The sequence below is a fragment of the Nonomuraea monospora genome, assembly GCF_039531895.1.
Lineage (GTDB): Bacteria > Actinomycetota > Actinomycetes > Streptosporangiales > Streptosporangiaceae > Nonomuraea > Nonomuraea monospora.
This window is the reverse complement of the sequence record NZ_BAAAQX010000041.1, coordinates 52,583-65,911: the sequence shown is the minus strand read 5'-3', so window position 1 is coordinate 65,911 and position 13,329 is coordinate 52,583. Positions and strand designations below refer to the sequence as shown.

The 13,329-nt window shown below is 71.9% G+C and carries 11 protein-coding genes; 2 read left to right on the top strand and 9 right to left on the bottom strand.

From position 1 onward, the window contains the following. Nucleotides 1-8: 8 nt before the first annotated feature. From ABD331_RS49175 to ABD331_RS49150, 6 genes are all read right to left on the bottom strand, one after another. On the bottom strand, nt 9-1,163 hold the full coding sequence (locus tag ABD331_RS49175; RefSeq protein ID WP_344492270.1) for an MFS transporter: 1,155 nt from the start codon (nt 1,161-1,163) through the stop codon (nt 9-11). A 65-nt stretch (nt 1,164-1,228) separates the two neighbouring features. Beyond that, nucleotides 1,229-2,521: a TfuA-like protein gene (locus ABD331_RS49170; RefSeq protein ID WP_344492090.1), complete on the bottom strand. Its 1,293-nt coding sequence runs from the start codon at nt 2,519-2,521 to the stop codon at nt 1,229-1,231. A gap of 1 nt (nt 2,522) precedes the next feature. After that, nucleotides 2,523-3,644 carry a YcaO-like family protein gene (locus ABD331_RS49165; protein WP_344492087.1) on the bottom strand — a complete coding sequence of 374 codons (1,122 nt, stop codon included), beginning with the start codon at nt 3,642-3,644 and terminating at the stop codon, nt 2,523-2,525. Beyond that, nucleotides 3,641-4,549, bottom strand: coding sequence for a SagB/ThcOx family dehydrogenase (locus tag ABD331_RS49160; RefSeq protein WP_344492084.1), 909 nt, complete (start codon nt 4,547-4,549; stop codon nt 3,641-3,643). Before ABD331_RS49160 ends, ABD331_RS49165 begins: the two co-directional genes overlap by 4 nt. A gap of 209 nt (nt 4,550-4,758) precedes the next feature. Further along, entirely contained in the window at nt 4,759-4,887 is a 129-nt protein-coding gene (locus ABD331_RS49155; RefSeq protein ID WP_262380127.1) for a hypothetical protein, read from the bottom strand. Nucleotides 4,888-4,998: 111 nt separating this feature from the next. Next, on the bottom strand, nt 4,999-5,853 hold the full coding sequence (locus ABD331_RS49150) for an SDR family oxidoreductase (RefSeq protein WP_344492080.1): 855 nt from the start codon (nt 5,851-5,853) through the stop codon (nt 4,999-5,001). Between the two features lie 58 nt (nt 5,854-5,911). Here ABD331_RS49150 and ABD331_RS49145 point away from each other — a divergent pair, with 58 nt between their 5' ends. Continuing rightward, a complete protein-coding gene (locus tag ABD331_RS49145; RefSeq protein ID WP_344492077.1) occupies nt 5,912-6,502 on the top strand; it encodes a TetR/AcrR family transcriptional regulator in 591 nt (196 codons plus the stop codon). Nucleotides 6,503-6,519: 17 nt separating this feature from the next. Here ABD331_RS49145 and ABD331_RS49140 read toward each other — a convergent pair whose 3' ends face one another. Then, nucleotides 6,520-7,263: a neutral zinc metallopeptidase gene (locus ABD331_RS49140; protein WP_344492074.1), complete on the bottom strand. Its 744-nt coding sequence runs from the start codon at nt 7,261-7,263 to the stop codon at nt 6,520-6,522. A gap of 105 nt (nt 7,264-7,368) precedes the next feature. On the opposite strand from ABD331_RS49140, the gene ABD331_RS49135 reads away from it, so the two are divergent. Next, nucleotides 7,369-7,947 carry a dihydrofolate reductase family protein gene (locus ABD331_RS49135; RefSeq protein ID WP_344492071.1) on the top strand — a complete coding sequence of 193 codons (579 nt, stop codon included), beginning with the start codon at nt 7,369-7,371 and terminating at the stop codon, nt 7,945-7,947. A 225-nt stretch (nt 7,948-8,172) separates the two neighbouring features. Here the strand turns inward: ABD331_RS49135 and ABD331_RS49130 are convergent, their stop codons facing one another. Continuing rightward, entirely contained in the window at nt 8,173-11,259 is a 3,087-nt protein-coding gene (locus ABD331_RS49130; RefSeq protein ID WP_344492068.1) for an RNA repair domain-containing protein, read from the bottom strand. Continuing rightward, the gene (locus tag ABD331_RS49125; protein WP_344492065.1) at nt 11,259-13,214 is read right to left on the bottom strand and encodes an RNA ligase family protein; all 1,956 of its coding nucleotides are present in this window, start codon (nt 13,212-13,214) and stop codon (nt 11,259-11,261) included. The genes ABD331_RS49130 and ABD331_RS49125 overlap by 1 nt, the downstream gene beginning before the upstream one ends. Between the last annotated feature and the right edge of the window lie 115 nt (nt 13,215-13,329).

Genomic DNA, 13,329 nt, shown 5'->3' with positions numbered 1-13,329 from the left:
GGACGCGCTCATCCGACGGGCTGGAACTCGAACTTCCGCCCCACGACGAGCACCGTCGACGCCAGCAGGCCGGTCGCGGCGGCGAGGGCCAGCCAGCCGAGCGACCCTCCGGAGGAGACGACCAGGCCGAGCACCGCGGGGGCGGCGGCCGACGCGAGCCCGTGCAGCGTCCCGAAGGCCGCGCTGTACTGCCCCTGCGACTCCCCCGGCACCACCCTGAACTGCAGGTCCATGGCTCCGGCCGAGAGCAGGATCTCGCCGAGCGAGTAGACGACGACGAACCCCAGCACGAGGACGACCGCGAGGGCGAGAGGCGCCCGCGCCAGCCAGGCGAAGACGAGGTAGGACGCCCCGATGGTCACCCCGCCCGCGAGGAACGACAGGACGGCGCCGCGCCCGGAGTTGACCCGGCCGTTCGCGTAGATCTGCAGCACCACGCCCAGCACGGTGTTGACGACCAGGGCGATGCCCGCCAGCCAGGTCAGCCGCGGATGGGTCACCGCCAGCCAGAGCGGCACGGCGAAGGGCAGGACGTGGTTGTGCACCGAGATGAACGCGGACACGACCGCGAACGTCATGAACCGCCGGTCGCGGTAGACGTGGAACAGCCCGGCGGGCCGCCGGCCGCCGCTCGCGGGGCTGCCTGGCACGTCGAGGCCGCCGGTCAGCAGCGCGCACCACAGGAAGGTGACGAGGTTGACCGCGATGGCGAACAGGTACGCCCACCGCGCCCCCACCGCGAGCACCCCCGCGCCGGCGAGACCGCCCAGGGCGAGACCGGCGGTCAGGAACGTGCGCAGCGTCGCGCGCGCCATCACGGCGTCGGCGCCGGCCGCGCGGCGGATGAGCGCCACGTTCGACGACATGCACAGCCCCTGCCCGACGCCGGCGAGCAGGCCCGCCAGGACGAAGACGACGACCTCGCCCGCGGCGAGCATCGCCGTCATCCCGGCCAGCGACACGATCAGACCGGCCTGGAACACCTGCCGGGGGCCCTTGGTGTCGGCCAGCCGGCCGCCGGCCAGGTCTGCCGCCATGGCCGCCAGCATCGCCGCGAACAGCACCGCCGACACCAGGCTGAGCGGGTGGCCGAGCACGGAGGTGAAGTACAAGGCGCTGATCGTGGCGTACAGGCCGTTGCCGACGGCGTTCACCCCGGTGATGAGAGCCAGCAGCGTCAGGGCGCGGGAGCCGCGTACGGTACGCCACGCGCGCGCATATGCCGATATCAGGGATTCCTCCCGGAAATGTCCAGAGAAAGTGCCACGGTTTCCGGATTGTATTTCGCGAGCAGATAGTACGGTCGCAGCGCGGCGAGCAGGACGTCGGCGCCGGGAATTCCCCGCATTCTAGCGGCGATCTCCAGCTCGTCCCGACGGACACCGTAGAGTTCGCTCGCCAATTGCGCCAAACGTTCGTCAGGGACGCGTTCGGCGGAGAAGCCGGGGAGCCGGGATTCGGCGTTCAGATTGATCGCGGTGGCGAGCGCGCGCACGTCCCGGGCTCGCGCTTGAAGCTGCGGTGAGCGCAGTCGGCGGGCGGCCTCGGCGTCCGGGGTGACGTCGGGCAGCATGCGGAACGCCCTGGTCACCGCCTTCCTGAGCAGGATGGCGGGCGGCTCGCCGGTGCGTTCCGCCTCGGTCAGCCAGGGGCGCAGGCGGGGCAGGAGCGTGGTGTCGCCGGGTGTCAGGTAGCCCTCGTGGCAGGCGTGGTTCAGAACGGGATCGGGGAATTCGGCTGGTGCTTCCGGCCCGCATCGGGAGGCGCATTCATCCCGGATCGCGTCTTCGACCAGCCTCGCGTGGAGTTCTTCGTAGCCGCGGCCGAAAAGCTGAAAGACGCGGAGCGGGTGCCCGCTGATCTCCTGGCCCAGTCGCCAGGCGTGCAGATAGATGGTGTTCGGCACGTCGGGGCGTTCCGGGGAGATTTCCTTGGACATCTCTTCGATGAGGAGGATGGCGTCGTCCTTCTTGGCGTCGATCCACGCGGATTTCAGGGGTTTTCCCGCGAGGCGTCCGAACGTGCGGTCCATGTAATGGACGGCACGCATCTCCCGAATCAGCTCTCCGGCTTCTCGCGGCGACATTCTTCCCAGCTCGACCAGGCGTTCCACGGTGTAGCGCAGCGAGACGAGCGGGAACGTCAGGCACCGGTACCCGTGCTCGCGGTCGGTGTGGACCACCGCGACCTCGTCGTCCGCCGTCAACCTGCCGGAGGCGAAGTCGGCGTAGACGCGGCCGACGCCGCGCATGCCGAACGGCGCCAGTTCGGCGGCCCGGAGCGCGCCCATGCTGGCCGCGCCGAGCACGGCGGCCCCGCACTGGAGCGCGTACAGGATCTCCTTGTGCTGCACCGACCTGACCTGGTGGAACAGGCCGTCCACGATGCCGATGACGTCGCCTGGCCCGGGTTCGAGTGCCAGCAGGTCGCCTGCCTTGACGGGCGGGAGAATGCGGATGCCGTCGCCGGCGTGTTCGCGCGCGTCGGGGAGGCTGGGGCCGACGAAGAGGAAGCGGCGCACTCTAGTGTTCCTTCCTGGCCGTGCCGGGGACGACCACGTGGATCACCGGGATGCCCAGGTCGGGGCGGGTGTGGTCGACGTAGAGCGGTTCCGACCGCGTCCGGGCGCGCAGGCGGGTCGCGACGACGTCGATGTCGGCGCGGAGGGAGGCGCCGCTTTCGTCCCGGCGCGTGTACGGGGTCTGCGCGGCCTGCGCCCAGCGGGCGGCTCTCGCGTCGATGCCCGCGTGCGAGATCCTCGCGGACGTGTAGACGGAGGCGGGCAGGTCGTCCCTGGCGCCGGCGATCGCGGTGAGGCGGGACTGCGCCGCCTCGGTGAGCGCCCGGCTCAGCGCGACGTCACTGTCCAGGTGGCAGCCCGAGCCGCGGAAGACGACCGGGAAGTCGTGGCTCAGGATCAGCACCTTGAAGCAGGGCAGCCCGTAGGCGTTGCCGACGTCCTCGATGCGCAGGCTGACGCGGGCGTCGGCGAAGCGCCTGACCAGCTCACCCGGATAGCCGCCGACCGATCCTGGGAGGATCGGCACCCGTTCGCCGCCCGAGGCCAGCGCGTCGCGTTCCGCCACCTCCAGCAGCCCGTGCAGCAGAGCCTCTTCGAGGGTGTTGCCGCCGGCCAGCCCGTTCGTGGACGGCCGGAACAGGGGCACGGCCCAACGGTCGCGCACGGTGCCGTCGAGCCGGACGACCTCGTACGGCACCCACCTGGGGCGGCCGTCGCCGGGCAGGACGGGCTCGGCGGGCACCCAGTCGAGGCGCGTCCGCGCGGTCAGCAGGCTGCCGTAGGCGAGAGGCAGCCGTGCGGGGTCGTAGGTGAGCCGCAGGCCTTCCGCGGTGTCGCTCCGCACGCCCGCCGGGGCGCTTTCCGCGTGCCACAGCTCGATGGACTCCATCACCGCCGACGCCTTCGCCAAGGCGTCGGTGAGACCTTTTCCCTGCGAGACGGAGAGGGTGGTGGACATGGGTCTGCACGCCTGCCACACCGGGATGCCGATGTGGTCGAGGCCGGTGATGTCGGCGATCCGGGTGATGCCGATGCGCTGGAGATGGGGCGCGACCCGGCGCAGCGTCTCCTCGGGCGGGACGGTGCGATGGGTGCCGTCCCGCACCGCCTTCTGAGGGCTCATGGGGTGCCTATCACCGCGCATCCCATGACGAGCTCCGTGGCGCCGTCCAGCTCCAGGAGCTGCGTGAGGGTCTCGTCGCGCAGCGCCGCGGTGAACGTGCAGGACAGGCCCATCGCCGCGGTGAGCAGGTAGACCGTCTGGCTCAGGTGGCCCACGTCGTAGTGCAAGATGCGGTAGGAGCGGGAGATCTTGTACTTCCACTTGTTCCTGGCGAACACGCTGGTGAAGAAGACGTACGCGGACGCGTCGCGGGCCCACGCCTGGTCTCCGCACACCCGTACCAGCAGGTCGTCGGACAGGGGCGTGGTCAGGCGGTCGAGCTGCCGGTTCCTGGCGTCGTAGTGGTACAGGCCCGCCGGGACGCCGGCCACCCTGCGCGCGTAGACGTACAGCTCGGTCGGATGCCTGCCGCCACCGGACGGGCTCGTCTTGAGCGTCGTCCCGCTGAGCTCGCTGCTCCTGATCGGCGACGCCGTGATCGACAGGAGCGCGGCGAGCTGGTCGCGCGGGACGGCGCCGCCCGAGTACGTGCGCACGCTGCGCCGGGCGTAGAGCAGCGTCAGCAGATCGCGCTCGACGAGCGTGCCGGCGGGCGGGGCGCCGTCCGCGAACGAGACGCTGTCCAGCGCGTTCGCGTGCTTCTTGAACGCCGGGGGCGGCGGGTCGGCCGCCAGCTTGCTCCTGAGCTGCTCGTCCTGCTCGGCCTCGGACAGGAACAGGTTCGAGTCGAGGAACTGGGTCGAGTAGTGGAACGCCCTGGCGATCGGCGACCAGGGCGCCCACGCCGCGTTCAGCCGCCTTTCGCGCAGGTCGCGCGCGGAGCCCAGCTCGACCAGGATCTCCGCGCCGATGAGCGCCCTGATGACGCGCTCGGCGCGCTCGCGGTCGTCTTGGCCCGCGAGCACCGGCGCTATTTCCGTCGGCTGCCTGAAAGCCGCGATGAATGACTCCGTGCCGGCCGCCAGAGCGACTTGCCGGTGGCTCAGATAATCGTCCCAGACGAGATATCCGTCGTCCACGTAAAGGATGCCGCAGGATGAGGTCCGATACATCGCATTCCTCTGGTCGAGGAGTTGGGACGGCAGGGGGATGCCGCCCCAACAGCCTTTTCCGGCTACTGGATCTCGATGCTCTTCCAGTTGGGGCTGTAGGAGTCGAGGGACTTCTCCGTCTGGGCGTAGCCGTCGGCGCGGGCCTCGAAAGCGAGGTCCTCGTCGGTGGGGAATGCGATCTGGTTGGGCATTTCGAATCCTTCCCGCGATCATCATCTTGCTGGCCATTCGAATTTAGCAAGCGACCGGAAGGAGCGTCAAAGCAATTAATTCCCAGTGCATTTACTGAGAAATATCGGTATTTAATTCGCGGTCTTCGGGTAGTGCGGGCGCAGGCCGGCCGCGATGACGCGGTCGAGCAGCCGGTCCGGCAGGATCCGCGCCAGGCGGGTGAGGAGCGCCGCGTCGCGGCCGATGGTGTAGCGCGTGCGGGGCTTCGCGGCGGTCACCGCCTTGGCGATCACCCGGGCGGCGTCCTCGGCGGACGTGCCGTTCGCGGTGTGCGCGGCGGCCTGCGCGACGACCGCCCGCACCAGCCGCCCGTAGCGGTCGCGGTGCTCCGGCGGCATGGCCTCGGCCAGGCGCGTCGTGGTGGCGATGCCCCGGTCGGCCATCCTGGTGCGGATGCCGCCGGGCTCGACGACCACCACCCGCACGCCCAGCGGCGTCAGCTCCCTGCGCAGCGCGTCGCTGACGGCCTCCAGGGCGAACTTCGTGCCCGCGTACGGGCCGTAGGTGGCCATGGCGATCCGCCCGCCGACCGAGCTGATGTTGATCACCCGGCCTGAGTGGCGGAGCAGGGCGGGCAGCAGGGCCTGGGTGACGGCGACGTGCCCGAACAGGTTCACCTCGAACAGCCGGCGCCACTCGTCCAGCGGGAGTGCTTCGACCGGGGCGTTGACGGAGACGCCCGCGTTGTTCACCAGCGCCCGCAACGCACCCGGCCGCGCGGCGACGCGGGCGGCCAGCTCTTCGACGTGGGCGGGCCGGGTGATGTCGAGGATGACCGGCTCGACGCCGGGGGCGCGCAGCGCGTCGGCGTCCTGCTCGCGGCGGACGCCCGCGAGGACGTGGAACCCCTGGCGGGCCAGCTCGCGGACGGTGGCCGCGCCGATCCCCGTCGAGGCTCCGGTCACGACGACCGTTTCAGATGACATTGTCACCTGAATGAAGGTAGACAGCTCAGATGACAGTGTCAACTGTATGATGGTCGGCATGATCAGCCGAGTGGAGTCCGCCGCCGCGACCCGGCGCGCCCTGCTGGACGCGGCCACCGAGCTGCTGGACGGCGGCGGCCCGGAAGCGGTGACGCTGCGGGCCGTCGGGGCGCTGGCAGGAGTGACGCGCGGGGCGCCGTACCGGCACTTCCCCGACAAGGACAGCCTGCTGACCGCCGTCGCGACCGAGGCCCTGGACCGGCTCGCACAGCAGGTGCGGGCCGTGCGCGCCGAAGGGCTGCCCCCGGCCGGCACGCTGCATCGCGCCCTGTCCGCGCTGATGACGATCGGCCGCCACCGGCCGCATCTCTACCGGCTGATGTTCGCCTCCCCCACCGGCGACCTGGAGGCGATCCGCGCGGCCGAGCAGGCGGCCGACCGCGCGCAGGACGAGTTCCTGGCCGTCATCGGCGAGCTGGTCGGCGAGCGCGACACCCGCCGGTTCGCGGCGCTGCTGCTGACCAGCGCGCACGGGATCACGGACATGGAGGTCAGCGGGCACCTGTCCGCCGACAAGTGGCACGTCACGGCCGAGGAACTCGTCTCGACCCTGGTGTCCATGATCGCCCGGCAGGCGCGCGACGCGTAGCGCCTGCCGGGCGCCTCTCAGGAGACCTTCGACGAAGGAACCGTCCAGGTGTTGCAGGACTTCGGGTCGCCGGTGCGGAAGCCCGCCCGCATCCAGCGCCTGACGTTGTCGTCCCTGACGTATTCCACGACCTGGTTCCAGTCCTTGGCGCTCCGGCCCCTGATCGGCCAGACGCTCTGCATGAAGGCGCCGCCGAGGCATTCGACCTGGAGGTACATGCGCCGGTTCTGCTCCTGGTGCTCGGCCTTGCTGCCGGCCCGCAGGTCCTCGGCGGCGTCGTACAGACCGGTCAGCTTCTGCACGTGGTAGCCGTAGATCAGCGCGGCCTGGTTGAAGAGCAGCAGGTCGGACGGGGACGCGAGCCAGGACGGGCCGAGGATGAAGGAGATCGTACGGTCCCAGTCGCAATACCAGGCCTCCGAATCCCGGCTGATCGCCTCATCGGAACCGCAGTAATTCTTCGGCAGCCGCTTGACGTACCGGACTTTGACCGGTTCATAGGGCAGGCCGGCCTTTTTCAGATACGGCCCCCACGTGTTCTCCAGGCAGCGCAGCACCTCGTTGAGGTAGGCGCGGGCCTGCTCGTCGTCGTACGGCTCGACCGGGAGTTCGTCGCACGTCGTCTGCGGCAGGGGGCCCGCCTGGTAGAGGGCGTTCTTGGTGAGGACGGGATTTCGCACCGGGAACGCCGAGGCGTTCGCCGTCCCGGCTAAAGGAGTGATGAGGGCGCACGCGAGCGCCGCGATCTTGAGGGCTTTCACGTCGGGCGAGAATAGGGCCGTTCGCAGTCGGTGTCCACTTACCCGCTCAGTTTTGCCGCGCGATCCGGTCTCTACTCCGACAACAGCATCTTCGAGGAGAGCGACATGACCGTCACCTACACCTTCGACGTCTTCTCCAGCCTCGACGGCTTCGGCGCCGCCGGCGGCGACTGGACCGGCTACTGGGGCAAGCAGGGCCCCGAACTGCTCGGCCGCCGCCTCGCCCTGTACAGCGAGGAGCAGCGGATGGTCTTCGGAGCCAACACCTACCGGGCGTTCACCCGCATGCTGGCCGAGAGCCCCGAGGACGCCGAGGTGCGCGACCCGTGGGTGACCCGGATGACGAACCTGCCGGCGACCGTGGTGTCCTCCACCCTGCGCGGGACGCTCGACTGGCCGGACGCGACGCTCGCCAGCGGCGACGCCGTGGACGTCGTGGGGCGGTTGAAGGAGGAGTCCAAGGTGCCGTTGCGGTCGCACGGCAGCCTGGCGATGAACCGGGCGCTGATGGGGGCTGGGCTGGTGGATCGCGTTCAGGTGACGATCTTTCCGGTGATCACGGGGCGGACGGGGCTGGATCCGATCTTTCGGGGTGCGCTTGACTTCGATCTGGAGTTGATCGAGAGCCGGACGCTCGACGGTGACATCCAGGAGCTCATCTACCGGCCCACCTTGCACGGCTGACCTCCGCGCACCGTCGCCGGCCTGCGGCGGGCGCTTTCACGGACCGCTGTGGATCAGCGGGGTCCGCAGGTCGGCCCGGTCAGGATGGCGGGCCCGCAGCTCAAGCCGTGACCCCGGCGCAGCGCCACCCCACGCAGCGCCACCCCACGCAGCGCCGACCGGGGCAGGGCCGACCGGGGCAGGGCCGACCGGTGCGGCGTGACGCGTTCGGGAGGCGGTGAGGGGTCAGCGCAGGGTGGGCACTGCCCCGCCGTCGGCGCGTTCGACCGTGACGCCCGGCAGACCCCTGGCCCACTGAGCGGTGATCGCGCTGAGCCCGGCGGCGGTGGGCGGCGTGCGGCCCAGGCCGATCGCGTACCGGACCTGAGGGGAACCGCTCTCGAACGGGCGCGGCCAGGCGTGCACGTCCGGCACCCCGGCCTCCTCCAGGGCACCGATCAGCTCCAACATCCGTCCCCTGACCCGGCCGAGCAGCGCGTCGAGTCCCCCGGCGCTCACGGTCACCACCGCCCAGGCCGCGTGACGGCGGTGCAGGGGCGGCGGGACGGCCAGTTCCACCGTGCAACCGGACTCCGCAAGCTCCCACGCCCGATACAGCTCCTGGGTGAGCAGTTCCAGACCGCCGGGGCTGACCTGGCGAGCGCAGTTGCGGACGGGCTCGCTGGGCGTCATCACCACGATCGGAGCGGGATCAGAATCGGGGTCCGGGACGGGGGTGAGGGTGATCGGGTCGCGCCAGTCCCAGGCGGCCCACGTACCGAAGAACGTGCTGAGCGAGTCACCGCCGTCGTGCACGATCCGTGCGGCCATCACCATCCAGGCCAGGCCGGGGAGCCCGCCGAACGGAGCCGAGTCCAGGCCCCGCGCTCGCGCCCACGCCTTCACCTGCCTGGTCAGAAGGACAAACCGGGCGTGGTTCTCGCCGGTCGCGGCCCGGATGGCGTCGGCGTCACTGATCGCGCTCAACGCGGTCGCCGCCGCCTCGCCCAGCTCTGCGCGGCGGTCCACGGCCTGCGATGGTGGCAGGGAGCCGGTCGGTACTACGGTCACGTCCACATCCAGGCCGCCCGTACATAGCCGCAGGCCCGGCACCCGGGCGCCCACGACCTGCCGCAACCGGGTCACCTCGGGCAGCGCCGTGCGCACTCGCGCCTCGATCTCGGGCAGATCGGGCTCGCCGGGCAGGATCGCTACCAGGTCCAGGTCCGCGTTCGGCAGCTCGCAGCCGACGCGACGGGAACCTACGACGTGCACCATGCCGGGCTCCAGCACCTCCGCCAGCGTGCCCACAAGCGCCCGTGTCTCCCCTCCCACCAGCGCGCCGACCCCAGCCTGCCCCTCCGCCAGCGTCCCGGCCCCCGGCTGCCCCTCCGCCTGATTCTCCGCCGATGCCTCCGCCAGCGAGGTCACGTGCGCCCGCGTCTCCCCCTCCGCCAGCGCCCCAACCCCCGCCTGCCCCTCCGCCAGCGTCCCGGCCCCCGGCTGCCCCTCCGCCTGATTCTCCGCCGATGCCTCCGCCAGCGTGGTCACGTGCGCCGCCCGCGTCTGCCCCTCCGCCTGGTTCTCCGCCAGGCGACGCGTCAGGCCCATGACGTCCCGAGCAGGCTCGTTCTCCTCAGCGCCCCGCTCGGGGACCCAGCGGAACTCACCCGTGCCCAGCCCGATCCGCGCCCTGACCCGCATGGGTTCGTCGCCCCGTCGCGACAGCAGCACCAGCTCCCCCACCTGCACCACCATCGCACCCAACCGGATCGGCCCCTCGGCCCGCCCGAGGGTCAGATGCGGGGTGAAGCCCTCAGGACGCCCCACGCACCGGGGAAACCGCCGCCGCAACGCCTCGTGCAGCCGACGCCACGGCTCCAGGTCACCGGCGGCCGGATCGAGCCAGGCGGTCACGTGCTCCCGATGCCGGAACGTCCGCACCCCCTCCAGCCTGGCCATGAACGGCCCCACCTCGGCAGCCGCCGCCACGAGCAACGGCGCCGCCGCCTCGAACTCCGACTCCGGCACGAACCCGAACAGCAGGTTCACGTGCGGCGGCCACCGGCGGATCTGCGGATCGTGCGCCCGCCGCACCTCCTGGATCGCGCGCCACAGCTCGTCCGGCGGGATCCACGCCACCGCCGTCCGCGCCGTCGGCGGCACGTCGAGCACCCCGCGGTCGCGAACGTCACCCGCGAGGTCGAGCACCGCCTCCACCGCGTAGTGATCGGAGATGAACAGCCCGCCAGGGTCCGGAGCGTCGCCGCGCAGCGCCGCCGACACCACCTGGGGCCGCCCCCGCAGCAGGATCCGGTCCAGGCGCGCGGCCCGCCCGGACCTGGAGGACAGCGCCGCGAGCGGATTGACGACCGGGTCGAACGTGGGCGTCCCGTCAGGCCCATGCGCCTCCGCCCAGGCATCACGCAGGCCGAGCGCCGCCGCGGGCGTGTCCGTGCCGTCGTTGAAGTCGCCCGCCAGGACGACGTCACCGTCCACTCCTGCCAGCCCTTCGGCGATCGCGCCCAGCTCGCCCCGCCGCCTGGACGGGCCGTCGGCGGTATGGTCGCTGGTCAGGTGGGTGACGGCGATGGTGAGGGGCCCGGTGACGGTGTCCACCACGACGGCGGCGATCGCCTTGTGCGGGCCCAGCCCGTGGCGGGCCGCCTCGCGCACGGGCAGTCGGCTGAGCAGGAGCAGACCGGCTTCGTCCACGTCCGGGCCGTACGGGTCGGTGCCGAGCGTGTACACCTCGCGCACCCAGGGGGCGGCCAGCAGCATCTGCAGGAGTGCGGGCTCTACCTCCTGCAGCGCGATCACGTCCGCGTCGGCCTCCGCCAGGGCCGCGAGCAGGAGGGGGCGGCGGCGGGCGGTGTCGATGCGGTCGCTGTCGTACCGGTCCCACAGCGTGTTCCAGGTCAGGACGCGCACGGCGGTGGGCGTGGCAGGCCCACGTCCTGCGAGGGCAGCCGCGTCCCGGGCTGGATGCGCGGCAGGGGCTTGGTCGGCAGTGGGGCGCCAGCCGGTGGCCGGGTTCCAGGCGTGCGGGGTCGAGGCGGTGAAGAACGGCGGGCGCAGCAGGCGCGCGTCCCGGACCCGGCCGGCCTCGCAGGTGTCGACCCGGTCAAGCCCCGTGGCACGATCCCACACCAGCTCACCGTCCGCCTCCACGAACAGCACCCGATGCCAGGGAATGTCCCCACCCGGCGTGAACGCGGACAGCGCGACACGCTTGGGAGCCGCCTCACGCTGCCCGACGCCCAGGACGAACCGGGACGCGTCGAACCTCGGGTCCCAGCGGATCCGGTGGTAGATCTCCTCGCTGGTACGCATCACGCCTCCCGTCCGTACAGGGCGCCGTCCACGTCGTCGATGGTGCCGCGCGCGCCGACGTACCAGGTGCGGTGGGCCTGACCGGGGTACGGCGGGACGAACCGCCGCCATTGCGCAGTGAGCACGTGCGGGGGCACCGGATGGGGACGGCGGGCGTTGCGCCGGTGCAGCTCGTCCTCGTCCACCAGCACGACCGCGTGCGTCGTCAGCGCGTCGCGGCGGCGCGCCACGGCGTGGACCAGGCCGCGCTGGTGCGGGTTGAGGGAGGTGGCGTCCCAGACGACGGTGCCGCCGGACGCGAGGGCGGCGTCGAGGCGGTCCAGTGCCTCGCCGAGCACCTCGCGGTTCGCCCGCTGGTCGGAGCGCGAGCCGCGGGCGTCGCGGAGGTCGTCCTGCGAGATGTACGCGTCGATGTCCGGCAGGCTTGCTGCGAACGTGCTCTTTCCGCTGCCCGACGGCCCGATCAGGTGCACCAGCCGGGGAAAGTGCCCCGACCGCCACCGCCACGTCGCCGCCACGGCCTCCTCCACCGTGGTGAGCTTGCCGGCGGCCCACGCGGCGCGCGCCTCAGCCCAGCACCGGTCGGCCACGTCCGGATCGAGGCCGGTCAGTGCCTCCCTAAGGCCCGCCCGCAACGGGCCCAGTGGGTCCTGGCTGAGCAGCCTGGCCTCCTCGGCGTGCAGCGCCGACCATTCGACCTGCTCACGAGCGTCGTCGGCGAGGTCTGACGGGACGGACGCCGCGACGGCGTGCAGCGCCCCCAGGTCGGCGGCCAGCGCCATCCGCCGCAGCCCGGTCTGCCGCTCCTCGTCCGGGAACGGCCGACGCAACCCGCCGTGCAGCCCGACCAGGTCCGCCACCCGCCGCGCCAACGGCATGCCCAGCGACCCCGCCAGCCGGGCCGCCACCCAGGGGCGCGGCCTGGTGTGCAGCATGGTGGCCAGGACCCCCGCCAGCCTCGCGTCCCCCCACCGTCCGATCGCGTCCAGCCGACCGGCCACCTCGGCCACCGCGCGCGTCTGGGCCTCGGCCGGGGTGAGCGCGGAGGAAGCAACATGAACGGAAGCAGGCGCGGAGCAAACGACGTCGGCGAAGGCGGGCGCTGAGGAAGCAACATGGGCGGAGGCGGGCGCTGAGGAAACGACGTGAGCGGAGGCAGGCGCAGAGGAAGCAACGTGAGCGGAGGCGGGCGCGTCGGCCGAAGCGCCACGGGCGGAAGCAAGCGCCTCTCTGTCCGGGGTGAGGTCCAGCGCGGACAGCAGGCCGCCGACGTCCGGGGCCGTGCCCGACCGCACCGACCACAGCGCCGCCCCTGCCCCCAGCCCGTTCGGCACCACCGCGGCATGCATCCAGTGCGTCCCCGTCCGTACGTGCTCGCGCCGCACCCACTTGGCCACCCGCCCCGCGAACTCCTCCCGCCCGAACCCCTCGGCGGCCCGCACGACGTAGCCCTCCTGCCGCTCCAGATCCAGCCGCAACCCTCGCAACACCCGCTCGTCGAAGACGCCACGCCACAACACAGGCGGCACAGGAACGCCCAGCCCTCGCAGGAAGGCGACGGTGCGGTCCCAGCCGAGGCAGCGGTCGCCGTCCCACACCGAGAACCCGTAGAACCAGCTCTCCAGCTCCTGGTAGGCGATGGAGTGGCGGGCGTACATGTTCTCCCCGCACACCCGCCATCCCGCCGGGATCCGCCCGCCGACCCGCCCCTGCAGGCCCTTGACCCAGGCGCGGACGGATGGTGGCCCGAGTCGAGCGACCGGGCGTGCAGGCCGTCCGCGTACAGGGTGGTGTTCTCGCCGTCGAGCTTCTCCGTGACGACGACCTCGCGCCCGCGCAGCCCGGACAGGTCGCCCGCGCGCACGTCGTCGGCGGTCGCGCCGGGCGACCAGGGCAGGTGAGGGGTACGCGGATAGTGCACGCGCATGATCCCTCCCCCGTCGATTGGAGGTCACTGTACAAGCGGCGCGACAAGGCTCTCCAGCCAATATTCAGCGGAGTGATGTCGAGGTACGGGTCCTCACCTACCGATCCCCAGCACGACCGGCTGCACCCCGTGGGGCGGCGCGG

Bases quoted from the DNA above. Each gene is read 5' to 3' on its own strand.
- ABD331_RS49135 (WP_344492071.1), top strand. From the start codon at position 7,369: ATGACCGTCACCTACACCTTCGACGTCTTCTCCAGCCTCGACGGCTTC.
- ABD331_RS49130 (WP_344492068.1), bottom strand. From the start codon at position 11,259: ATGCGTACCAGCGAGGAGATCTACCACCGGATCCGCTGGGACCCGAGG.
- ABD331_RS49155 (WP_262380127.1), bottom strand. From the start codon at position 4,887: ATGCCCAACCAGATCGCATTCCCCACCGACGAGGACCTCGCTTTCGAG.
- ABD331_RS49145 (WP_344492077.1), top strand. From the start codon at position 5,912: ATGATCAGCCGAGTGGAGTCCGCCGCCGCGACCCGGCGCGCCCTGCTG.
- ABD331_RS49165 (WP_344492087.1), bottom strand. From the start codon at position 3,644: ATGAGCCCTCAGAAGGCGGTGCGGGACGGCACCCATCGCACCGTCCCG.
- ABD331_RS49150 (WP_344492080.1), bottom strand. From the start codon at position 5,853: ATGTCATCTGAAACGGTCGTCGTGACCGGAGCCTCGACGGGGATCGGC.